This window comes from Rhizobium sp. 01N424 (genome assembly GCF_056399485.1).
In genome coordinates this window covers 1-21,393 of sequence record NZ_JBFTRK010000001.1, presented here as the reverse complement: position 1 = coordinate 21,393, position 21,393 = coordinate 1, and the positions used below count along the sequence as shown (strand labels likewise).

General features: G+C 61.4%; 28 protein-coding genes and 1 other RNA gene. 11 read left to right on the top strand and 18 right to left on the bottom strand.

The window, feature by feature from the left end:
- Positions 1–2: 2 nt before the first annotated feature.
- On the top strand, positions 3–452 hold the full coding sequence (locus tag AC1DNK_RS00145; protein WP_477938717.1) for an N-acetyltransferase family protein: 450 nt from the start codon (positions 3–5) through the stop codon (positions 450–452).
- 3 nt (positions 453–455) lie between these two features.
- Here AC1DNK_RS00145 and AC1DNK_RS00140 read toward each other — a convergent pair whose 3' ends face one another.
- The gene (locus tag AC1DNK_RS00140) at positions 456–1,670 is read right to left on the bottom strand and encodes a lytic murein transglycosylase (protein ID WP_477939822.1); all 1,215 of its coding nucleotides are present in this window, start codon (positions 1,668–1,670) and stop codon (positions 456–458) included.
- Between the two features lie 51 nt (positions 1,671–1,721).
- Positions 1,722–2,327 carry a recombination mediator RecR gene (gene recR / locus AC1DNK_RS00135; protein ID WP_112385009.1) on the bottom strand — a complete coding sequence of 202 codons (606 nt, stop codon included), beginning with the start codon at positions 2,325–2,327 and terminating at the stop codon, positions 1,722–1,724.
- 57 nt (positions 2,328–2,384) lie between these two features.
- On the opposite strand from recR, the gene AC1DNK_RS00130 reads away from it, so the two are divergent.
- The gene (locus AC1DNK_RS00130; protein WP_477938715.1) at positions 2,385–3,002 is read left to right on the top strand and encodes an MOSC domain-containing protein; all 618 of its coding nucleotides are present in this window, start codon (positions 2,385–2,387) and stop codon (positions 3,000–3,002) included.
- 2 nt (positions 3,003–3,004) lie between these two features.
- On the opposite strand, the gene AC1DNK_RS00125 is transcribed toward AC1DNK_RS00130, so the two are convergent.
- From AC1DNK_RS00125 to ffs, 4 genes are all read right to left on the bottom strand, one after another.
- A complete protein-coding gene (locus AC1DNK_RS00125; protein ID WP_477939820.1) occupies positions 3,005–3,616 on the bottom strand; it encodes a LysE family translocator in 612 nt (203 codons plus the stop codon).
- A gap of 30 nt (positions 3,617–3,646) precedes the next feature.
- Entirely contained in the window at positions 3,647–3,970 is a 324-nt protein-coding gene (locus AC1DNK_RS00120) for a YbaB/EbfC family nucleoid-associated protein (RefSeq protein ID WP_477938713.1), read from the bottom strand.
- Between the two features lie 23 nt (positions 3,971–3,993).
- Positions 3,994–5,865 (bottom strand): DNA polymerase III subunit gamma/tau, encoded by a 1,872-nt coding sequence (locus AC1DNK_RS00115; RefSeq protein WP_477938711.1) that lies wholly within the window; start codon positions 5,863–5,865, stop codon positions 3,994–3,996.
- 46 nt (positions 5,866–5,911) lie between these two features.
- An RNA gene (ffs, locus tag AC1DNK_RS00110) (signal recognition particle sRNA small type) lies at positions 5,912–6,008 on the bottom strand.
- An 89-nt stretch (positions 6,009–6,097) separates the two neighbouring features.
- On the opposite strand from ffs, the gene AC1DNK_RS00105 reads away from it, so the two are divergent.
- The 5 genes from AC1DNK_RS00105 to AC1DNK_RS00085 all read left to right on the top strand — a co-directional run bounded on the left by AC1DNK_RS00105 (position 6,098) and on the right by AC1DNK_RS00085 (position 8,935).
- Positions 6,098–6,508, top strand: a complete 411-nt coding sequence (locus tag AC1DNK_RS00105; protein ID WP_310293664.1) for an HIT domain-containing protein — start codon at positions 6,098–6,100, stop codon at positions 6,506–6,508.
- Complete coding sequence (gene nudC, locus AC1DNK_RS00100) at positions 6,505–7,464, top strand: NAD(+) diphosphatase (protein WP_477938709.1); 960 nt, start codon at positions 6,505–6,507, stop codon at positions 7,462–7,464. Before AC1DNK_RS00105 ends, nudC begins: the two co-directional genes overlap by 4 nt.
- A 3-nt stretch (positions 7,465–7,467) precedes the next feature.
- The gene (locus AC1DNK_RS00095) at positions 7,468–8,163 is read left to right on the top strand and encodes a helix-turn-helix transcriptional regulator (RefSeq protein ID WP_112385002.1); all 696 of its coding nucleotides are present in this window, start codon (positions 7,468–7,470) and stop codon (positions 8,161–8,163) included.
- 65 nt (positions 8,164–8,228) lie between these two features.
- Entirely contained in the window at positions 8,229–8,456 is a 228-nt protein-coding gene (locus AC1DNK_RS00090) for a hypothetical protein (RefSeq protein WP_477938708.1), read from the top strand.
- 110 nt (positions 8,457–8,566) lie between these two features.
- A complete protein-coding gene (locus AC1DNK_RS00085) occupies positions 8,567–8,935 on the top strand; it encodes a VOC family protein (RefSeq protein ID WP_112385000.1) in 369 nt (122 codons plus the stop codon).
- Between the two features lie 35 nt (positions 8,936–8,970).
- On the opposite strand, the gene AC1DNK_RS00080 is transcribed toward AC1DNK_RS00085, so the two are convergent.
- Positions 8,971–9,831: a prephenate dehydratase gene (locus AC1DNK_RS00080; protein ID WP_477938707.1), complete on the bottom strand. Its 861-nt coding sequence runs from the start codon at positions 9,829–9,831 to the stop codon at positions 8,971–8,973.
- 10 nt (positions 9,832–9,841) lie between these two features.
- Positions 9,842–10,597: a 3-deoxy-manno-octulosonate cytidylyltransferase gene (locus tag AC1DNK_RS00075; RefSeq protein WP_112514296.1), complete on the bottom strand. Its 756-nt coding sequence runs from the start codon at positions 10,595–10,597 to the stop codon at positions 9,842–9,844.
- Between the two features lie 155 nt (positions 10,598–10,752).
- Between AC1DNK_RS00075 and AC1DNK_RS00070 the strand changes: the two genes are divergently transcribed.
- On the top strand, positions 10,753–11,328 hold the full coding sequence (locus AC1DNK_RS00070) for a c-type cytochrome (RefSeq protein ID WP_112384997.1): 576 nt from the start codon (positions 10,753–10,755) through the stop codon (positions 11,326–11,328).
- 75 nt (positions 11,329–11,403) lie between these two features.
- Here AC1DNK_RS00070 and AC1DNK_RS00065 read toward each other — a convergent pair whose 3' ends face one another.
- On the bottom strand, positions 11,404–12,351 hold the full coding sequence (locus AC1DNK_RS00065) for an AEC family transporter (RefSeq protein WP_112385375.1): 948 nt from the start codon (positions 12,349–12,351) through the stop codon (positions 11,404–11,406).
- On the opposite strand from AC1DNK_RS00065, the gene AC1DNK_RS00060 reads away from it, so the two are divergent.
- On the top strand, positions 12,350–12,634 hold the full coding sequence (locus tag AC1DNK_RS00060; RefSeq protein ID WP_477938706.1) for a hypothetical protein: 285 nt from the start codon (positions 12,350–12,352) through the stop codon (positions 12,632–12,634). The two genes, AC1DNK_RS00065 and AC1DNK_RS00060, sit on opposite strands and share 2 nt — an antisense overlap.
- Before the next feature lie 59 nt (positions 12,635–12,693).
- Here AC1DNK_RS00060 and AC1DNK_RS00055 read toward each other — a convergent pair whose 3' ends face one another.
- Both AC1DNK_RS00055 and AC1DNK_RS00050 read right to left on the bottom strand, forming a co-directional pair.
- Entirely contained in the window at positions 12,694–13,095 is a 402-nt protein-coding gene (locus tag AC1DNK_RS00055) for a DUF1398 family protein (protein ID WP_477938705.1), read from the bottom strand.
- Positions 13,096–13,131: 36 nt separating this feature from the next.
- Positions 13,132–13,593 (bottom strand): MarR family winged helix-turn-helix transcriptional regulator, encoded by a 462-nt coding sequence (locus tag AC1DNK_RS00050; RefSeq protein WP_477938703.1) that lies wholly within the window; start codon positions 13,591–13,593, stop codon positions 13,132–13,134.
- A gap of 169 nt (positions 13,594–13,762) precedes the next feature.
- Between AC1DNK_RS00050 and AC1DNK_RS00045 the strand changes: the two genes are divergently transcribed.
- Positions 13,763–14,755: an adenosine kinase gene (locus tag AC1DNK_RS00045; protein ID WP_112384994.1), complete on the top strand. Its 993-nt coding sequence runs from the start codon at positions 13,763–13,765 to the stop codon at positions 14,753–14,755.
- Here the strand turns inward: AC1DNK_RS00045 and AC1DNK_RS00040 are convergent.
- On the bottom strand, positions 14,748–15,287 hold the full coding sequence (locus AC1DNK_RS00040; RefSeq protein ID WP_112514299.1) for an SH3 domain-containing protein: 540 nt from the start codon (positions 15,285–15,287) through the stop codon (positions 14,748–14,750). The two genes, AC1DNK_RS00045 and AC1DNK_RS00040, sit on opposite strands and share 8 nt — an antisense overlap.
- Before the next feature lie 188 nt (positions 15,288–15,475).
- Between AC1DNK_RS00040 and AC1DNK_RS00035 the strand changes: the two genes are divergently transcribed.
- The gene (locus tag AC1DNK_RS00035; RefSeq protein WP_477938701.1) at positions 15,476–16,477 is read left to right on the top strand and encodes a 2-hydroxyacid dehydrogenase; all 1,002 of its coding nucleotides are present in this window, start codon (positions 15,476–15,478) and stop codon (positions 16,475–16,477) included.
- Here AC1DNK_RS00035 and AC1DNK_RS00030 read toward each other — a convergent pair.
- The 6 genes from AC1DNK_RS00030 to AC1DNK_RS00005 form a co-directional block, all read right to left on the bottom strand.
- Positions 16,474–16,947 carry a GNAT family N-acetyltransferase gene (locus AC1DNK_RS00030; protein WP_477938700.1) on the bottom strand — a complete coding sequence of 158 codons (474 nt, stop codon included), beginning with the start codon at positions 16,945–16,947 and terminating at the stop codon, positions 16,474–16,476. The two genes, AC1DNK_RS00035 and AC1DNK_RS00030, sit on opposite strands and share 4 nt — an antisense overlap.
- On the bottom strand, positions 16,944–17,750 hold the full coding sequence (locus AC1DNK_RS00025) for a molybdopterin-synthase adenylyltransferase MoeB (RefSeq protein WP_477938699.1): 807 nt from the start codon (positions 17,748–17,750) through the stop codon (positions 16,944–16,946). Before AC1DNK_RS00025 ends, AC1DNK_RS00030 begins: the two co-directional genes overlap by 4 nt.
- Entirely contained in the window at positions 17,747–18,871 is a 1,125-nt protein-coding gene (gene recF, locus AC1DNK_RS00020; protein ID WP_477938698.1) for a DNA replication/repair protein RecF, read from the bottom strand. The genes AC1DNK_RS00025 and recF overlap by 4 nt, the downstream gene beginning before the upstream one ends.
- Before the next feature lie 30 nt (positions 18,872–18,901).
- On the bottom strand, positions 18,902–19,684 hold the full coding sequence (locus tag AC1DNK_RS00015) for a hypothetical protein (RefSeq protein ID WP_477938697.1): 783 nt from the start codon (positions 19,682–19,684) through the stop codon (positions 18,902–18,904).
- Between the two features lie 621 nt (positions 19,685–20,305).
- The gene (locus tag AC1DNK_RS00010) at positions 20,306–20,866 is read right to left on the bottom strand and encodes a hypothetical protein (protein ID WP_477938696.1); all 561 of its coding nucleotides are present in this window, start codon (positions 20,864–20,866) and stop codon (positions 20,306–20,308) included.
- Positions 20,866–21,267, bottom strand: a complete 402-nt coding sequence (locus tag AC1DNK_RS00005) for a Panacea domain-containing protein (protein ID WP_477939818.1) — start codon at positions 21,265–21,267, stop codon at positions 20,866–20,868. The genes AC1DNK_RS00010 and AC1DNK_RS00005 overlap by 1 nt, the downstream gene beginning before the upstream one ends.
- Positions 21,268–21,393: the final 126 nt, after the last annotated feature.

Here is a 21,393-nt window from a genome sequence, read left to right as displayed (position 1 = left end):
ACATGTTCAGGCGAGCCAGGGAAAGCGATCTCCCAGCGATCATTGCCATGCTCGCCGATGATGCGTTGGGACGCAGCCGCGAGTTGGTCTCCGATCCCGTTGACGAGCGCTACAGGGCAGCCTTTGCGGCCATCGTTGCCGACGAGAACCAGCTTCTTGCCGTCGCGGTCAACGCCGACGACCAGCCGGTTGGCTGCCTGCAGCTGACATTCATTCCTGGGCTTTCGCGCAGCGGCATGTGGCGCGGACAGATCGAGAGCGTGCGGATCACCGAAACGGAGCGCGGCACCGGACTTGGCACACGCTTCATCAAATGGGCGATCGGCGTTTGCCGGGACCGTGGCTGCAAGCTCGTGCAGCTGACATCGGACAAGTCGCGGGCCGATTCCATGCGTTTCTATGAAAAGCTTGGCTTCACGGCGAGCCACGAGGGCATGAAGCTTACTCTCTGAAGCCTATTTCAGTTTGCCCTTCATCGACGCTTCCGGATAGCAAGTCGGCTTTTCGCCGTTCTTGACCTGCCATTGGCCGATCGAGCGGCGGGTCTTGTAGCCCGGCAAGCCGTCGGAACCGCCGACGTCATAGCCCTGACGCTCCAGCGCCTTCTGCATGGCAGCGACATCCGAGCGCAGCATCTTGCCGACATCGCCCCAGGCGCCCTGGAAACCGCCAGCCCCATAGGCAATCCGATCAGCGAGGTTGCCGATATAGAGGCCATAGAGATCGGAATTGTTATATTCCTTGATGACGTAGAAATTCGGCGTGACGAGGAATTCCGGGCCGTCGCGGCCGGCCGGAACCAGCATCATCCCATCGGCCTTCATCTCGGATGAGGGAAAGCCTTTGCCCGAGATCCTGCTGATGCCGAGTGACGCCCATTGCGACAGCGGCTTGGCGAGATCCGGCCCCTCCTGGGCACAGGAAACGGCGGCGGGGATGGTGACCTCGAAGCCCCAGTCGCGGTCGCGCTGCCAGCCCTTCTTGACCAGATAGTTGGCGATGGATGCCAGCGTATCCGGCACCGAGGTCCAGATGTTGCGGTGGCCGTCGCCATCGAAATCGACGGCATATTTCAGGTAGCTTGTCGGCATGAATTGCGGCTGGCCCAGCGCGCCTGCCCAGGAGCCCTTGAAATCGGCCGGCGCCACATCGCCGCCATCGATGATGTGGAGTGCCGCAATCAGTTCGGTGCGGAACATCTCCTTGCGCGTCGACATGAACGCTTTCGTTGCCAGCACCTGGATCGCCGAGTTCGGGATCTTCGCGGCGCCAAAACCGGTCTCGCGGCCCCAGATGGCCAGCACGATCGAACCCGGCACGCCATAGGTCTTCTCGATCCGCTTCAGCGTCGAGGCATATTGCGAGGCAAACCCGCGGCCTGTCATGGCGAGTTTGCTGAGACGCTCCTCGTTGAAATAGGGCGCAGGCGAGGAGAACTCGGCCTGTGTCTGCTTGCGTTCCTTCGGCGGCGGAAAGCCTGGAGGTGCCAGATCCGGAAGATCCCAATTCAGCTCGACGCCGGCGAAAGCGGCCTGAAATGTCTTGGCAGAAATGCCGTTCTTTTCGGCTTCCGGGCGCAGTTCGGTCTGCACCCATTTCTCGAACTGCGCCTCGACGGCAGCCTTCGAAGGCGCGGCGGAGGCGGGAAGATGAAACGATGCGGCAAGCATCCCCGTCAAGATCGAAAGGCGGATGATCGTCTTCACCTCAGGCACTCCCCCTCAAATGACCGTTCGCGCCCGAAGCGCGGCCGCCAATGTACCCTCGTCGAGATAATCGAGCTCGCCGCCGACAGGCACGCCATGCGCCAGACGGGTGATCTTGACGTCCAATCCGGTGAGCTGATCCGTTATATAGTGTGCTGTGGTCTGCCCCTCGACGGTCGCGTTGACCGCGATGATCAGTTCGCGCACGCCGCCTTCGCCAAGCCGCTCGATCAGCCCGCGGATATTCAGATCATCCGGGCCGACGCCATCCAGCGGCGACAGCGTGCCGCCGAGAACGTGGTAGGCGGCATTCATCGCGCCGGCGCGCTCCAGTGCCCAGAGATCCGACACGTCCTCTACGACGATGATGACCGACTGGTCGCGGCGATCATCGGTGCAGACGGTGCAGGGATCCGAGGTATCGACATTGCCGCAGCGCGAGCAGATCTTCACCTTGTCATAGGCATCGCCCATGGCATGGGAGAGAGGACCGAGAAGCTGGTCCTTCTTCTTGATCAGATGCAGTGCCGCGCGGCGCGCCGACCGGGGGCCGAGACCCGGCACTTTCGCCAGAAGCTGAATGAGTTTTTCGATTTCGGGGCCGGTGACTCGCTTTGCCATGCGCCGTTCTTAGCCCATATGTCGTCAAAACGGAATCGCGGAAGGATTGCCGCCGCCATGAAAATCAGTGCGATCTGTACCGGCAGCGCCGAACGGCTGCCGGGCAAGAAATACAAGACCGGAATCTTCAAGCAGCCGGTCAACGGCGCCGTGATGATCGATGCGGAAGGGCTGGTCGGCGACGCGATCTGCAATCGCACCTATCATGGTGGTGCGGATCAGGCTGTTTATGTCGAGGGATCGCGGACGCTCGACTGGTGGAGCGGCGAACTCGGTAAACCGGTCACGCCGGGTACCTTCGGCGAAAACCTCGTCATCGAGGGGCTCGACAATCGCGATATTGCCGTGGGCGACAGGTTCATCGCAGGCGATCTTGTTCTGGAAGTAACGTCCGCCCGTATTCCCTGCGCGACCTTCGCCACGAAGATGGAAGACCCACGCTTTGTCAAGCGCTACACCAAGGCCGGACGGCCAGGCATCTATTGCCGGGTTCTTGCCGGCGCGATCGTCGAGGCGGGAATGCCGGTGACCTATCAGCCGTTTTCAGGCGCCAGGGTGACCATGCCTGAAATGATGGAGACGTTCGGGAAAAAGCTCTCGCCCGAAGACCGGGAGCGGTATCTCGCAGCACCCATTCACTACAAGCTGCGGGCTCTGCTCGAGGCGCAGGCCTGATATCAGCGCGTGGCGATCGCCATCGCGGCACCGGCCATCGTTGCGGCACTCGCACGATTGGCAATCCGCACGGCGCGAGGGCTCTTCAGGAAGCCGCGGGCTTTTGCGGCCAGGAACATCCAGCTGAAATCGACGACCGCCAGCACCACGATCAGTGTTACGACGAGCTCCGCCCAGCCGCCGAAGGAAACGGCGCGGATGTCGATGATCGACGGCAGAAGGGCGATGTAGAACATCATGATCTTCGGATTGCCGAGCGCGATCGCCAGACCCGTCAGAAACATCCGGCTTGGCGAGCGGGCCTGTGGCAGCTCTTCTTCCTCGACATCAGGTCTTGCGAACCACATTTTCCAGGCGAGGTAGAGGAGATAGAGAATGCCGAGCCATTTGATGACGACGAAGGCGTGATAGAAGGTTTCGGCGATGGCCGAGAGGCCGGCGATGGCGCAGGTCAGCCAGATCGCATCACCCGCCCACATGCCGAAGAGGAAGGGCAGCACGTCGCGCGCGCCCTTCGAGATGACGCGGGCGACGAGGGCCGCAACGCTCGGGCCGGGCGTGCCGGCGGCGATGAAGAGAGCGCCGGCAAATACCAACAGGGCCGTCAGCGTCATCATAAAGGCTTCCTTCCAGGCTTGGCCTGATCAGAACGGCATCTTGAAGCCGGGCGGGATCGGCAGGCCGGCGGTCAGCGCCTTGGTCTTTTCAGCCGTGACGGCCTCGGCCTTGTCCTTGGCATCCTTGTGGGCGGCAACGATCAGGTCTTCGAGGATCTCGACATCGTCTTCCTTGAACAGCGACGGATCGATCTTCAGGCTCTGCATTTCGCCCTTGCCGTTCAGGACAACGGTGACCAGTCCGCCACCGGACTTGCCTTCGGCCCTGAGCTCGGCGATCTCCGCCTGCATCTGCTCCATCTTGGCCTGCATTTCCTTGACTTTGCCCATCATTCCCATGAGGTCGCGCATCGTCTTTATCCTTCTCTGAAAGTCTAAAATTCTATGTCGTCGCCCGGCAGGATGTCGCCATCTTCGGATTCGGCGACGGCGGGCGGCTTGATATCGCCCTCTTCCTCCGGCTCCGGCGCCCGGACGCGGACGTCGATAATCCTGGCGCCCGGAAATTGCGCGAGGATCGCCGCCACATCCGGGTCCTGGCGGGCATCGCTGACCTGCTGCTCCTTGGCCTTGGCCTCGGCTTCGACCATGGTCGGATCGCCGGGCTCTCGGCTCAGACTAACGATCCAATGGATCCCCGTCCATTCCTTGAGCTTGACCGCCAGTTCGTTCAGCAGCGTCGACGGCGCGCCATCCGACAGACTGACATCAAGACGGCCGGGATCGATCCTGACGGGACGCACGAAAGTACGCACCAGCGCCTTGACCTTGGCATCGCGCTTTTCGCCGGCCAGATTGACGATATCGGCAATCGAATTCACGGCGACCAGAGGCTTCGGCGCTTCGGCGGGCTTGGTCTCGAGACGCCCGGCCTGCATCGGCTGCGGATCAGGGTTCGGAACGGCGCGCAGCATCGCGGTCGGGCCATTCGGCTGCGGGCGCGGCGCAGTTTCCGGTGCGCGCGCCATGGCGGCCGACTGATAGGAGACAGTCGCGCCACCACCATTGCCCGACGGGCCTGGCGACGTGCGGCCGGAGCCGCCGCCGTTCTCCGAAAATTCGGCAAGCCTGCGGGCCGCATCTTCGGGTGCCGGCAGATGCGCGGCATGGGCAAGGCGGATCAGCACCATTTCGGCCGCACCCGCCGTGCGCGATGATGCCTCGGCTTCCGGAATGCCCTTCAGCAGCATCTGCCAGATGCGCGACAGCGTGGTCACCGCCACGCCCTGGGCGAATTCCGCAGCCTTGGTGCGCTCGACCTCGCTCAGAGACGGATCGTTGGCGGCATCAGGCACGTATTTCAAGCGGGTGACGAGATGGGTGAAGTCGGCAAGGTCGGTCAGCACAACCACGGGATTGGCACCCGCCTCGTACTGTGCCTGAAACTCGTTGAGCGCCGAGGCGACATCGCCCTTCACCACATGCTGGAAAAGATCGACGATGCGGGCGCGATCGGCGAGACCGAGCATGCTGCGGACCGCTTCCGCCTGAACGGCACCGCCGCCATGGGCAATCGCCTGGTCGAGCAGCGAGAGGCCGTCACGCGCCGAACCTTCGGCAGCGCGGGCGATCATGGCGAGCGCGTCCGGCTCAGCCTCGATGCCTTCCTTCGACGCAATCGTCGTGAACAAGCCGACGAGATCGGAAGCGCTGATGCGGCGCAGATCGAAGCGCTGGCAGCGCGACAGGACGGTGATCGGAACCTTGCGGATTTCTGTGGTCGCGAAGATGAACTTCACATGCTCCGGCGGCTCCTCGAGCGTCTTCAGCAGCCCGTTGAAGGCTGCCGTAGAGAGCATGTGCACTTCGTCGATGATATAGACCTTGTAGCGCGCCGAAACCGGGCGGTAGCGCACCTGCTCGATGATCTCTCTGATATCGTCGATGCCGGTATGCGAGGCGGCGTCCATCTCGATCACATCGACATGGCGGCCTTCCATGATTGCCTGGCAGTGCTCGCCGGGCACGCGCAGATCGATCGTCGGCTTGTCGATCTCTGATGTCTTGTAGTTCAGGGCTCGCGCCAGAATGCGCGCGGTAGTCGTCTTGCCGACGCCGCGAACGCCGGTCAGCATGTAGGCCTGGGCGATGCGGCCGGTCTCGAAGGCGTTGGTCAGGGTGCGGACCATCGGCTCCTGGCCGACCATCAGGTCCGTGAAATCCTTGGGGCGGTATTTGCGTGCCAGCACCCGGTATCCGGTACCCGTCGAGGCGGCATCTTGTGATTGTCGCTCGGTGTCGCTCATCGCCCTGCTTGGCGCCCGGAATCCCGGGCAAAGGATGGAGAGAAGGGTGGGAGGCTGGCACGATGACCCGTGCCGGGCTCGTTAGGGCTGCTTCCTTCCGGACCTGACCCGGTTGGCGAGTGGCTCGTCCACCACCAACCTCCCGGATGCACATATCGGCAATATCGTCATCAAAAGCAAGCCAAGCTCAAAAAAAACTGCTAATCATTGGAAAACAATGGAGGAATGCCCGTTGACGGATTTCGCGCTCGACCCCCGGCTCGAAAAAGACAGCATCAGCGTCATGCAGACCGGCCTTTGCGATCTCAGATTATCGAAGGACGCACGCTGGCCCTGGCTGATCCTGATTCCGCGCCGCGCCGGGATCACCGAGATTTTCGAATTGACGCCGCTCGATCAGGTGATGCTGACATTCGAGACCGAGGTGGTGGCCAGCGCGCTCAAGAAGCTGACCGGGGCGACAAAAATCAATGTCGGGGCTCTTGGCAATATCGTCCGCCAGCTTCATGTTCATGTCATCGCCCGCTTCGAAGGCGATGCCAATTGGCCGGGTCCGATCTGGGGTTTCGGCACGGCCGAGCCTTATGAGGACGGGAAGCGGGAGCAGTTCATAGCGACATTGCGGGAAGCCCTTTCATCATGAGTTCTTCAATTTTCGATACGGACGTTCCGCATCCGGAGCCGAGCAACCTTACCGCCTTCGCCGCCAACGACCTGAACCGCGATTCCGAACATCGCGACGAGAAATCGGTCGAGACGGCGCTGGCGAAGGAAGGCACGCATATCTTTGCCTTTGCCAAGGACAAGCTGGTCCTGAAGCATGATGGCCAGGTGCTGGACCCACTCTTTGCCCGCTACGAATTGCAGGAACTGCAGCCGCATTGGGACGAGACGATCCTGCTCGGCTACCGCAAATCCGGCGAGCCGCGGCTGGCCGTGCCGGTCGGCGTGCCGGAAGAGCAACTCGAAAGCCACTACAAGCCGGCCGACGGACGCACGCTCTATCGCGATCAGCTTGTCGACGAGGTCCTACTCGGCGAATTTGCCCAGGCCGCAAGCCTGATCCGCTGGAACGGCGACAACAAGTTCTGCGGCCGCTGCGGCGGCAGTATGGAGCAGAAGATCGGCGGCTACAAACGCGTCTGCACCGCCTGCGAACACATGATCTTTCCGCGCACCGACCCCGTCGTCATCATGCTGACGATCGACGAGAAGCGCGATCTCTGCCTGCTTGGCCGCGGACCGCATTTCGCGCCCGGCATGTATTCCTGTCTCGCCGGCTTCGTGGAGCCCGGTGAAACCATCGAGAACGCGGTGCGTCGCGAAACGCTTGAGGAATCGGGCATCAGGACCGGGCGCGTCCGCTATCACGCCTCCCAGCCGTGGCCGATGCCGCATACGCTGATGATCGGCTGCTATGCCGAGGCGAAATCCAGCGAGATCACCCGCGACGAAGCCGAGCTCGAGGATTGCCGCTGGTTTACCCGCGAGGAAACAGTCGAGATGCTGGAGCGCCCCGGCGCCAACGGCCAGGCCTCTCCGCCGAAAGGCGCCATCGCCCACCGCCTGATGCGCGACTGGGTGGAGTGGAAGCGATAGGCCATGCCGGTCTCGCGCTCGGAACGGCTGCTTGCTCTTCTTCAGGTGCTTCGCCGGCACCGCCGTCCCGTCAGCGGCATCATTCTCGCAGAGCAGACCGGCGTCAGCCTGCGCACGCTCTACCGTGACATTGCCAGCCTGCAGAGCCAGGGCGCGATGATTGAGGGCGAAGCCGGCGTCGGCTATGTGCTGAAGCCTGGCTTCATGCTGCCGCCGATGATGTTTTCCGAAGAGGAGCTTGAGGCGCTAGTGCTGGGTTCACGCTGGGTGAACCGCTCGGCGGAACCGCGGCTAGCGGGCGCTGCTGCCGATGCGCTGGCGAAGATAGCCGCCGTGCTGCCTGCCGAGATGCGCGAGACGATCGAATCGGCCACGCTGCTTGTCGGCCCCAAGCGGGCCAACGAGGACAAGGCGGACGTCGCCCTGATCCGCAAGGCGATCCGCACCGAACGCATTCTCGAATTGCACTATAGCGACGAACAGGGACGCATCTCGCTCCGGCGCGTCTGGCCGTTTGCCCTTGGCTATTTCGAACATATCCGGATGGTGATGGCCTGGTGCGAGCTGCGCCGCGGCTTCCGGCATTTCCGCACGGACCGGATCATCGACATGACGCAGCACGAAGAGCGCTATCCCCGCCGCCGAACCGCGCTGATGAAAGAGTGGCGCGAGGCGGAACACGTGCCTGTCGAACGCTGAAAGGCTACTGCCAGAATCTGACAGTAGGCCGCGCTATTATCGGTACCAATCCAGAAGGAGGACCGATGATGACGAGCGTGAAACTCAGCACCGCAAATTACGGCGACTGCCTTGTCGAGACGTCTTCTGCACATGCGGGATATCCGCAGTCCCTGATGCTGCGCATGATGCAAAAAGCATCGCGCAACATGGCGAGGAGTGATGCTCCTCGCCTCGACCCGCGGTCGATGCCGGCAAGCATGCGGCGCGACCTCGGCCTTTCCGGCAGGACCTCGCGAGAGGGCGAGGCATAGCCGGCAGCATACAGCCCAGCGCACCCCGACAGCAGACATTTCATACCGCCGCTGCAACGCACCGCGGCACGCCTTTTCATTGCAGCCATCTCAACCAAGAGGATAAGACCATGACCAGCCCGAATTCCATCATTCTCTACGTCAAGGACCCGGCCGAAAGCGAACGCTTCTACAAGGACATCCTCGGCCGCGACGCGGCGTTCTCCTCGCCCAACTTCGTCGCCTTTCCGCTCGATGGCGGTTTCACGCTCGGCCTCTGGCGCCGCAGCAATGTTGAGCCGCAGCCGTCGGCGATCGGCAATCGCGGCGAAATCGCCTTCATGGTGCCGGGAGACCGTGCGGTGGCCAAGCAATATGAGGACTGGCGCAAGCGCGGCCTGCCGATCGCCCAGGAGCTCGTCGATCTCGATTTCGGACCGACCTTCGTGGTGCTCGACCCGGATGGCCACCGTCTCCGGGTTTGCGAACCGGACAAGTGACAATGAAAAGGGCGCCCGAGGCGCCCTTTTCTTGACTATTTGTGCAGCAGGCCGCGCATCGGATGGCCCTTGTAGACCCCGAGGATGCGGACCTTCTCGGAGAAGAACCTGAGCTCCTCGAGCGCCTGGCGGACATTGCTGTCGTTGGCGTGGCCTTCGATATCGGCATAGAACTGCGTGGCGATGAACTTGCCGCCGATCTGGTAGCTTTCCAGCTTCGTCATGTTGATGTTGTTGGTCGCGAAACCACCGAGCGCCTTGTAAAGGGCGGCTGGAATATTGCGGACATTGAAGACGAAGGTCGTGACGATCTTCTCTTCTTCATTCGAACGGCTCGCCCATTTCTCGTCGCGCGACAGCACGACGAAGCGGGTGACGTTGCTTTCGGTGTCCTCGACATTTTCGGCAACGATCTCGAGACCGTAGAGATCGGCGGCTAGGCGCGGCGCAAGCGCAGCCATCGTCCGGTCACCGGTTTCCTGAACCATCTTGGCGGCACCGGCCGTATCGCCGGCGATGACAGGCTTCCAGCCATTGGCGCGAACGATCTTGCGGCATTGGCCGAGCGCGTGGATGTGGCTGTGCACAGTGCGGATCTCATCCTTCGAGACGCCCGGCAACACCATCAGCTGAAAGCGGATCGGCATGAAATATTCGCCGACGATATGCAGCCTGGAATCCGGCAGCAGATGATGGATATCGGCAACGCGCCCTGCAATCGTGTTCTCGATCGGGATCATGGCGAGATCTGCTTCGCCGCTTTCGAGCGCGGTGAAGGCGTCCTCGAAGGTCTGGCAGGGAAGCGGCTCCATGGTCGGGAACATGTCGCGGCAGGCCATATCGGAATTGGCGCCGAATTCGCCCTGGAATGAAATCCGGTTTGTCTTGTTGTTCATGGCTATGTCCTCAAGCCTGTCTTGCCGCGAGAATCCGGCGGGCCTTTTCGAGATCGGCGGGCGTGTCGACACCGAGCGGTACGGTTTCGACGATTTCGGCATCGATGCGCATTCCCGCTTCCAGCGCCCGCAGCTGCTCCAGCGATTCGCGCAGCTCCAGCACCGACGGGCCGAGCGTCACGAAGCGCTCCAGCGCCGGCCGGCGGTAGGCGTAAAGGCCAATGTGATGATAGAGCGGACCCTTGCCATAGGGCGCGGTGGCGCGGGTGAAATAGAGGCCGCGCAGGCGTGTCTCGGAAAGCGGCGAACCGACGACCTTGACGATATGCGGGGCGGTCTTGTCTTCCTCGTTGTCGATCTCGATCGTCAGCGTGGCGATATCGACCGCTTCATCGTCGAGCGGGCGCAGAGAAGCGCGGATGGTTTCTGGCTCGATGGTCGGCAGATCGCCCTGAACGTTGACGATGATCTTGGCCCTGCCTTCAGGATCGATCTTGGTCATCGCCTCGTGAATGCGGTCCGAACCCGACTGGTGGTGACCGCCGGTCATGATCACCTCGAAGCCGGCCTCGGCGACGGCGTCGAAGACGCGCTGATCATCGACCGCGACGACGACGCGACCGATGGCGGCTTCCCGAGCACGCATGGCGACCTGAACGATCATCGGCAACCCGCAGATATCGGCCAGCGGCTTGCCCGGAAGCCGGGTCGAAGCCATGCGTGCCGGGATCAGAACGAGGACGTCATCTAAATTTGAACCAGTCATCTGTCGGGCCTTCTATTCCGGGCGGAAAAGTGTCAAAAAGTCTCACGTACAGGACCATTTAGACAGTTGCAACGAACAGCCAAAAGACATAGGTTCCGCGCGATTTCAAGATGGTACCTTTTTAGGGTCTGCCGACTGCACGGGGAGCATTGCAGATGAATTCTTACGTCAATACGGCCGTTGGTGCACTGCTCGGAACGATTTTCGTGCTGATGTCGGTGTCCATCGCGTCCGAAGGAATCTTCCATTCCGAAGCGCCGGAAAAGGAAGGCTTCACGATCGTCGCCGAGGAAACACCGGCTGCCGGTGGGGGCGAGGCCGCTGCTGCCGCCATGGTTCCGATCGGAAAGCTGCTGCCGACGGCCGACGCCAAGGCTGGCGAAACCATCTTCAAGAAGTGTCAGGCCTGTCATGACGCGACCAAGGGGGGGCCGAACAAAGTCGGTCCGAACCTCTATGGTCTCGTCGATCGCCCGATCGCTTCGCATGAAGGCTTCGCCTATTCGTCGGCTATGAAGGATTTCTCCAAGGGCGGTGCTGAAAAGTGGACCTTCGACCACCTGAACCACTTCCTGATGGCACCGAAGAAGCAGATTCCGGGTACGGCGATGGGCTTTGCCGGTCTGCCGAAGGAACAGGATCGCGCCAACGTGCTGCTTTATCTGCACACCCTGGCCGACACGCCCGCTCCGCTGCCGGATCCGAACGCTCCGGATACGATCACGCAGTAAGTTGATCGCGACATCGGAAATGAGATTGAAGCCCGGCCGCAAGCCGGGCTTTTTCTTTGGCTGCGACTTCGCGAATTACGGCCCGAGCAGATAGGCCCAGAGCGACACGGAAATGGCGCCAAGCGCCGTCGTCATGGTGATTGTCGATGCCGCCAGACTGTGGCCGACGCCGAAGCGATTGGCGATCAGCCAGGCGTTGACGCCTGTCGGCACCGCGGCGATCAGAACAAGCGCTGCTGTCCAGTCCTCGGCGAGGCCGACGATGTGGCTTGCAATCCAGACGCAGAAGGGCAGCAGAAGCAACTTGCAGGCAGAAGTGACGCTGGCGATGCCGAGATTTCCGGAAACCCCATATTTTTGCAGGGCCATGCCGAGCGAGATCAGCGCGACAGGTCCGGCAACACCGGCGATCTGATCGACGATATTCTCGACCGGGGCCGGCATGGTCAGCCCGAGCAAGTGCATCGTGGCGCCGGCCGCAAGACCGATCACCAGCGGGTTGCGAATGAGATTGAGACCGATCTGCTTCAGCAGCCTCAGAATGCTGCGATCGGCGGCGCCGGAAATCTTGTGTTCGGCGCGCTCCATGAGGATCGTCCCGACGACCATCATGACAGGCAGATGCACGGCGATCAGGATCGAGAGCGGAACGAGGCCCTTGTCCCCCACCGTTCGCTGCACCAGCGGCAGGCCGACGAAGATGGTGTTGGCGAAAGCCGAGGAGACGCCTGCAAGTACGCCGATGCGCGCATCGCGTCCGAAGAGCCGTGTTGCAGCGATGTGACCGACCGTCCAGGTGACGGCGACGCCGGAGAAATAGGCGATCCAGAGCCGGAACGGCGAAGCGCCATGGAAATCGGCCTCCGCAATCGTCCGGAACAGCAGCATCGGCACGGCGATCTTGAAGACGAAATCGCTCAGCGCATCACCGGTATCGGCGGTCATCAACCCCGCTTTCACAATGAGCCAGCCGATCAGGATCATGATGAAGATGGGAAGAACGTCGAAAACGATTGCTGTCATGCGGGGAGAACTGCCTTGGCGCGGGAGCCAAAGGTCTAACAGTAAACGGCGCGCATTGACAAACCTGTTGGCGCAAACAAACGAAGCGGCAGAAACAAAAAAAGCGGGCAAGGCCCGCTTTTCCGCATCCGGTCTTGCCGGACATCCGGTGTGCGATGCTGCCAGTTCATCCGTGGTCAGCGCCGCTCCGGAACAGTCGAAGGGCATCATCCCTTCTCACCCGGCCACATCCTTGGATGCTCATGCCGGTCTGCTTGAAAAATGTTTTAGAAGTTCACGGTGACAGCCGCATGACGAATTGGCGGCATTTTTGCGAATATTATCAACTGATCTTGGCGCCGGTCATTGCGGGAAATGCTCGACATGTGTTTCTGCCGTCCGGCCGAAATAGAGAACGCGGCGTCCCAGGAATGAAACGATATAGCCGGCACATCCCATTGCCTTCACGTTCTTGCAGAAGGCACCATAGGAATAGTCCGCGGGGTTCGCCTGCGCCCATCGGACCTGCGCGGCAATTCCGGTTTGATCAAACTCGGCAGTCACGCCGCCCTCCGACACGCGGTTTTCAAGAGTGACGCTTGTTCCATCGGCGAGGAAATACGACGTCGTATTCTGACGGTAATCGACGGTGTAACCCTCGAAGCCGGCCGCCAGAAGCGTCCTGATAATCTCAGGAAAATCCATCGCCTTGTCATAGGCAGCGCTCAGGCACGTTTGGGCAATAGCAGTCTGTTGCGCGTCCATAGCGCCCTCCTCGATAGTATTGGTTGATGCACGCGTCTACTCTGTCGCGACGTTCCGAAGACTGCGTTTCGCGACGATCTTTCTCAAAAGACGTTCCATCTCCGCGCGCTCTTCCGGGCTCAGTGCCCCGAAGAACTGGATGTCATTTGCATCCGCCAGTTTTGACAGCCGTTCGACGAGCGGTCGCGCCGCGGCCGCGAGAGACAATGTCTGGCCGCGCCGGTCGTCTGGATCGGCACCGCGCTCGACGAGTGCTTTTGCCGTCAGGCGATCGGCAAGCTTGGAAATTGCCCCCTTCGTCATCCCCATCCGCGCCGCAAGCTTGGAGGGCGCAACGGGGCTTGCTCCGTAAAGCATGCGAAGAAACACCCATTCGGCAACCGTAACACCCTCACGCTCGAGCTTTCGCGCGAACTCCAGGGATACGGCATTCGAGACGACACGCAGCCAATAGCCGAGATGCGAATCGAGATCGGAGATATGATTTTTGCCAGCCATTGAACCATCTTTGTTGACTAGGAAACTAATTTGAATTGGTTTCCTAGTCAACATTATTTCGCAGAAGTGCCACCGGTTTTTGCCTGGAGGAGCTGTTTTTTCTTCCCATCAGCGGAAATTCCGCTAAGACCAAATCCCGGCTATCACTTAATCCGGGACCTCCCATTTCATGACCAAATTCGATGTTCTGACTGTCGGCAACGCCATCGTCGATATCATCGCGCGTTGCGACGACCAGTTCCTCATTGACAACGCGATCACCAAGGCAGCGATGAATCTGATCGACGCCGAGCGTGCCGAGCTGCTCTATTCCCGCATGGGACCGGCTCTGGAAGCATCGGGCGGCAGCGCCGGCAACACGGCCGCTGGCGTCGCCAGCCTTGGCGCTAAGGCCGCCTATTTCGGCAAGGTCGCCGACGACCAGCTTGGCGAGATCTTCGCGCATGATATCCGCGCCCAGGGCGTTCACTATCAGACACAGCCGAAGGGCACCTTTCCGCCGACCGCCCGCTCGATGATCTTCGTTACCGATGACGGCGAGCGCTCGATGAACACCTATCTCGGCGCCTGCGTCGAGCTCGGCCCTGAAGACGTCGAAGCCGACGTCGTCGCCGATGCAAAGGTTACCTATTTCGAAGGCTATCTCTGGGATCCGCCGCGCGCCAAGGAGGCGATCCGCGAATGCGCCCGCATCGCCCATGAGAATGGCCGGGAAGTGTCGATGACGCTCTCCGACAGCTTCTGCGTCGGCCGCTATCGCGCCGAATTCCTCGACCTGATGCGTTCCGGTACCGTCGACATCGTCTTCGCCAACAAGCAGGAAGCGCTGTCGCTGTACGAGACCGAGGATTTCGAGGAAGCGCTGAACAAGATTGCCAAGGACTGCAAGATCGCCGCGGTGACGATGAGCGAAGACGGCGCAGTGATCCTGAAGGGCAGCGAGCGCTGGTATGTCGATGCGATCAGCATCAACGAGGTGGTCGATACGACGGGCGCCGGCGATCTCTTCGCCTCAGGCTTCCTCTACGGCTACACCCAGGGCCGCACGCTTGAGGATTGCGGCAAGCTCGGCTGCCTGGCCGCCGGCATCGTCATCCAGCAGATCGGACCACGGCCGATGAAGTCGCTTGCCGAGGCCGCCCGCGAGGCGAAGCTCATTTAAAGGCTTCGCCGGGATAGGCACCCCAGATTTCCGGCTGCGCCACCCATCCTTCGGCGCCGTCGGCATCGGCATGGCACCAGTCGCCATTGCATTCGCCGATATGGATCATCACGCCAGGCTCAAGCTTGGCGACGATGGTCGCGGACGACTGCGGCTCGCGGCGCATATTGACGAAGACCGATTTTCCCTTGCCCTTCATCCACGGCGCAGCCAGCGCCGAACGCTGGCCCGACAGCAGCGACTGGTTGACCCAGCCCTCGGTGCCGTCGGCATCGCGGATGCGGCGCCAGTTGTCATATTCCTGGATAATCTCCACCGGCAGGCCGGCCTTTAGATACATCCAGGACGCGGCATAATCGGTGCCGGGGCCGATGCGCAGATTGACGCGCTTCGACTTCAGCGTCACGAAGCGCGGCAGCGGCAGGCCGCTCGGGCCCTTGGCCGCTTGCGCATACGCAGATTCGACGGCGCTTGCCGACAGCATCAGACCAACCGCAATAGCAAGGCAGGACTTCAGAGTGATTCCACGCATGGAGGTTTCCGTTCGCTCGAATTCGTAAGCGGGGCTCTACCCGCTCGCTGTCCGGGGCTTCGACATTCGCCGACCACTGCCCGCGAGTTTTGTTTGTCTTCGCGTGCGGGTCTGGTAGAAATTGCCCGAACGTTAAAATTATCCCCCGTCTTGGTTAAAGACATCTGAACAAGGCATGGCCGGCCGCGATGACATCGAAGAAAAAACCGAAGGTCTACATCACCCGGAAGCTGCCTGACGCGGTAGAGACCCGCATGCGCGAGCTCTTCGACGCCGAACTCAACATCGACGATTCGCCGCGTTCCGCGGCCGAGCTCGCCGAGGCGGTGAAGAGCGCCGACGTTCTAGTTCCTACGGTGACCGACCGTATCGACGCCGCGCTGATCGAGCAGGCCGGACCGCAGCTAAAGCTGATTTCCAGTTTTTCGAACGGCACCGATCACATCGATGTCGAGGCCGCGGCCCGCAAGGGCATTACCGTGACGAACACGCCAAACGTGCTGACCGAAGACACCGCCGACATGACGATGGCGCTGATCCTCGCGGTGCCGCGGCGCCTTGGCGAAGGTGCGCGCATCCTGACCGACAAGCCAGGGGAATGGGCAGGGTGGTCGCCGACCTGGATGCTCGGACGCCGCATTCACGGCAAGCGGATCGGCATTGTCGGCATGGGCCGGATCGGCACTGCCGTTGCCCGCCGCGCCAAGGCGTTCGGCCTGTCGATCCACTATCACAACCGCAAGCGCGTCAACCCGGCGACCGAGGACGAGTTGGAGGCAACCTATTGGGAAAGCCTCGACCAGATGCTGGCTCGCGTCGACATCGTCTCGGTCAACTGCCCGTCGACACCGGCGACGTTCCACCTGCTCTCTGCCCGGCGGCTCGCCCTGCTGCAGCCAACGGCCTATCTGGTGAACACCGCGCGCGGCGACGTCGTTGATGAAGCGGCGCTGATCAAGTGCCTGCGCGAAGGCCGGATCGCCGGCGCCGGTCTCGACGTGTTCGAAAACGAGCCCGCGGTCAATCCGAAGCTGATCAAGCTCGCCAACGAGGGCAAGGTCGTGCTGCTGCCGCATATGAGCTCGGCGACGATCGAGGGCCGTATCGACATGGGCGACAAGGTGATCATCAATATCCGCGCCTTCATCGACGGCCACCGGCCGCCGAACCGCGTTTTGCCCGGCCGCTAAGCCAGGGCCTTGCGCATCTCGACATAGGTCACCCGGTCGTATCCCGGGTGGGATTTTTCGGCGGTCCTGGCAAAGCCCCAGGCGCCGAAGATCGCATGGTTGCCGGTAAGCTCGATCCGCGTGTCGAGCCGGATGACATTCAATTCCCGCTCCTTCGCGACCGCCTCGGCAATCGCGAACAGCTGCCTGCCGATGCCTTTGCCCTGATAATCGGGCGCGATCGCCAGCTTGCCGAGATAGAGGCTGTCTTCTTCGGGGCGCAGGAACATGCATCCGGTGAGCCTGTCGCCATCCAGCGCGACGTAGCCGATTTCGGCTGCGGCCTTCGCCTGCAACGCTTCGGGCGTCAGCGAAAGGCCGGAGGACGGCGGATCGATGCGGCCGTTCATATAGGCAAAGGATGAGAGGATGAGGTCGAGCAGTTCGGCCCAGCGGCCGAAGTCTTGATCCAGCCTGATGATATCGGTCATGTCTTCCGCCGCTTGTATCGTATGGTATCGAAACGCGTCGTCAGCGCGTCATAGAGCAGCAGCCGCCCGATGAGCGGCTCGCCACTGCGGGTGATGAGCTTGATCGCTTCCATGGCCATCAGCGTGCCGATGACGCCGGTCAGCGCACCGACGATGCCGGTTTCGGCGCAGGCGGGGATCAGTCCGTCCGGAGGAATTTCGGGAAAGAGATCCCGGTAAGCCGGATTGAGGGTACCATCCGCGGCAGCCTCATAGGGTTTCAGAACCGTCAGCGATCCATCGAACCGGCCGACGGCACCGGTCACCAGCGGCACCCTCGCCTGCTCGGCGGCATCGGCTGCGGCGTAGCGCGTCTCGAAATTGTCGGATCCGTCGATGAGCAGATCGAAGCCCGAGAGATGACGGCGGGCCGATTCGGAGGAGAAGCGCTCCTCGAAGCGGATGATGTTCACATGCGGATTGAGCCGGGCGATCGCAAAGGCAGCGCTCTCCGTCTTCAACTCGCCGATGGTGCCGGAATCGTGGATGACCTGCCGCTGCAGATTGGAAAGCGAAACACGGTCGTCATCAGCAATGCCAAGCGTGCCCACACCTGCAGCCGCCAGATATTGCAGAACCGGGGCGCCGAGGCCACCGGCTCCAATCACCAGTATCCGGGCGGCCTTGAGCTTTTGCTGGCCTGCCCCGCCGATTTCCGGCAGTAGGATATGACGCTGATATCGCGCGATTTCTTCGGGACTGAGCGGTTCCATGGCGGGAATGCTATCATGGCCCGAACCGAAGAGGAAAGCACCGTCCGTCATTCCCCGACATGTCCGTCGGAGACCGTCAGGAATTGCGCCCGCTCGCCGAGGGCGGAGAACATCGAGCGGTCTGTGCCGGTCATGAAGGCCTGCCCGCCGAGCGAATCGATAAGATCGAAGAGGGCCGCGCGGCGCCCTTCATCGAGATGCGCGGCGATCTCGTCGAGCAGCAGCACCGGGGCATGCCCCGTCAGATTGGCGACGAGTTTCGCATGGGCGAGGATCAGGCCGACCAGCAGCGCTTTCTGCTCGCCTGTGGAGCAGCGCTCCGCCTCCATCTGCTTCTCGCGGTGGCGGACAAGGAGATCGGCGCGGTGCGGCCCATCCAGCGTGCGCCCGGCGGCGGCATCGCGATAGCGGCTGTCCGCCAGCATCGCCGCATAATCGTCCTCGAGATCGACGGCGGGACGCGCGAATTGTCCGTCCATGAAGCCCGAGAGCGCAAGTGCGGCTGAAGGGAAAGGCGAGGTCTCCCGCGTCTCTTCGATCAGCCGGGTCAGCAGACCGAGCATCTCCTGGCGGGCAAGCGCCATGGCGATGCCAAGGCTTGCCATCTGCTGTTCGATGCCGGAGAGCCAGGACGGATCGAACCTGCCTTCGTCGAGCAGCTTGTTGCGGCTGCGCATGGCGCGCTCGAAATCGCTGGCGCGGCGCCCATGGGCGGGATCGAGCGAGAGCACGAGGCGGTCGAGAAAGCGGCGGCGATCGGAGGAGCCACCGGTGAACAGGCCATCCATGGATGGCGTCAGCCACAGTACGCGCAGATGATCGGTGAGCTCATCGGCCGTCTTCGCCGTCGTGCCGTTGATCCGCAACTTGCGCGCCGTATTCTCGTCCGTCGTGTCGGCCCCGGTGCCGATCTCCACGCCACCTTCCATCCCCTCGAGTTCGGCGAAGATCGAGAAGCCGGCAGAGGCGCCGACACGGGTGATATCGGTATAGGCGGCACGGCGGAGACCCCGCCCCGGCGACAGGAACGAAACCGCCTCCATCAGATTGGTTTTTCCCGCGCCATTGTCGCCTGTCAGCACGACATGGCGGCCGTCCATATCAAGCGACACTGCCGCATAATTGCGGAAGTCCGTCAGCTTGAGGCGGGAGAGAAAGACCTTGTGAGGCATCGTTTGTCCGGATTCGTGTTCCGGGCAGAGCTAAGCCGAACCGGCAGGCATGGCAAGGCTAAGGCACAAACGAATGGTGCAGGCCGCGATCTGCCCCATATGCTCTGCTTGCAGCACAATCCCGGGAATGACGAAGCCCGGCCTTTCAGCCGGGCTCGTTGTCACCAATCGTATGCCCGGGCGCTCAGTGGCCTCCGGACTTGCCGCCGCCAGATCTGTGGCTGTCATCGCGGCCTTTCTGGTGGCCGCCATCTCCGTGGCTTCCGGAATGATCATTGCCGGATTTGTCATCGCCACGGTGGTTATCGCCGGGTCTGTTGCCACCGGAACGGTTGTCTCCAGGCTTGTCACCGGAGTGGCCGTTCCCGGGCTTTCCACTACCATGGTTGCCGCCGCCGGAATGGCCACCACCGTGCTTGCCGCCACCAGACTTATTGCCGCCAGGCTGTCCACCACCGGAGTGGTCGCCACCAGGCCTGCCGCCGCCGGAATTGTGGTCGCCGGGTTTACCACCGTCAGATTTGTGGCCGCCAGACTTGCCGCCGTCCTTTCTGTCACCATGGCCGCCCCAGGACTTACCCGGATCACGGCCATGCTTTCCATCACCGGAATGGCCGCTGTCCTTGTTCCCGTTACCAGCATGCCCACCATGATGGTGATCGCCTTTGCCGGATCCCTGACCACCACCGCCAGAACCATGACCGCCGTTACCTGGACCATGACCACCGTTGCCGGGGTCGTGACCACCGTCACCAGGACCATGGCCACCGTCGCCGGGTCCAGTTCCACCGTCGCCGGGTCCAGTTCCGCCACTACCCGGGTCACCACCACTACCCGGACTGCCACCGGAACCGGCGCTCGATGCCGATACCTGGGGAGCGCCGCCGGTTCCTCCGGCATCATCGTTAGAGCCTTGGTAGTTATCCGCTGGAATCGCGGCCGTCGGGCGGCAGAGGCGGGCTTCAAGGGTTCCCGGCTTAACGAGACGACAGTCGATGCGGAGAGGAAGAGGCGCGGAGAATGCGAGACTGCTGGAGGCCATGAGATAGGCGATGGCCACGCCGTATTTCGCTGCTGTTCTTAACATGGGGCAACTCCCTAGTTAACAAAATGCTAACGAAATAGATTTTATATTAGCTATGCATTGCTCCCAGCTATGAACGTTGCCATCGCCATTACATCTTAATCCATAGCCAACTTCCTATTCATAAGGTCTAGCTTAAAGGGACTAGCACTTTTGAAGGATTGGATAAGAGACACTACGCCCCCTTGCTCAGCGGGCGCCGAATCCATTTTTCTATCGCAAATCAGTGTCTTGACGGCATGCTCCACGCAGACGAGCATGATCTGTCCGCGATGATCACGTCAAAAGGGCAATGAAGCTGCGTGCTAGGCTGTGTGGCTCGGATACGCGCGACGAATTTAGCCGCGATATCAGTCCACCGGATAAATTTGGTGCTCAGCATCCCACCAGACTACGTTGAACACGTGGCCCGTCCTAAACCCCCAGATCCGCTGCTTTCCGCCAGTACGGAATCTGAAGAGCTCATCCTCTTCCCTGCCTATCTCGATCCAGCGCGACTGAGCCTCGGGGCAGATACTATCGAATGAGTGCGAATGATGTTTCTTGTGACGCTCATAACCGCCTGTGGTCCGAGCCAGAATTTCCCGCCAGAGTAGTCCGCTCATCTCAATCATTGTGGCTCGGATTGTGCACGTGTTATCTGGGCCAAAGGCCTTGTCACACCAGTTGCGCTGCTGCCCCCAAGTCCAAGCCCCGTCCCTGTCTGAGTGATCAATGATCCGGTATTCCATGCGCATTTGCATGATGCTGCCGGGGTCTTGCTCTGAGCGGGGTGCCTTGAAGTCAGAGGGCGAGAAAGCGGTACGCGGCGATGGATCGGCTTCCACCTTCTCCACCAACCTTGCCGCTTTGGCCTGTTGCCGGACCTGCTTCTCTATCTGTCTATCAATGCGGGCTTGCTTGCGGTCCATCAGTTCGCTGAGTTGCTTGCCTGTAGCCCAGAGTAATATTCATGCATATCCGCAAGAGTGATCTCCTCCTCGGATGGCGCACCGTCTGCCACACCCGCCCGCGCTCTTGCCTTGCGCCAAGGTTCTTCGAGGTGAGTGAGATCACTCAGCCACTGAGCTGACTTCTCATTGTAGAAGTTGAGGACAGCCTCGATCGTTCCCCTGGCCTTTTCATCAAGGTCAAGATCGCCTATTTTGAACATGTTCGCTTGGACGATGAATTGCTGGCGGTGATATCCGTACAGCGTCCTGCAGACGGGACCATTCGCCCATGCCTGGATTTTCTCTTCAAACAACGGTCTTTCGTCCCAAACCAGTGACCAGGCTTGAGCATAGTAAGAGCTGGCTCGGGAAATCTGCACAGCGGGGATAAGTGGAATTTCTACCTGACTTCGGCTTAGATGCCAGGAACAGGAGATACCATGACGAGACGACCGCGCCGGAACCATAGCCCGGCTTTCAAGGCAAAAGTGGCGCTCGCCGCCATT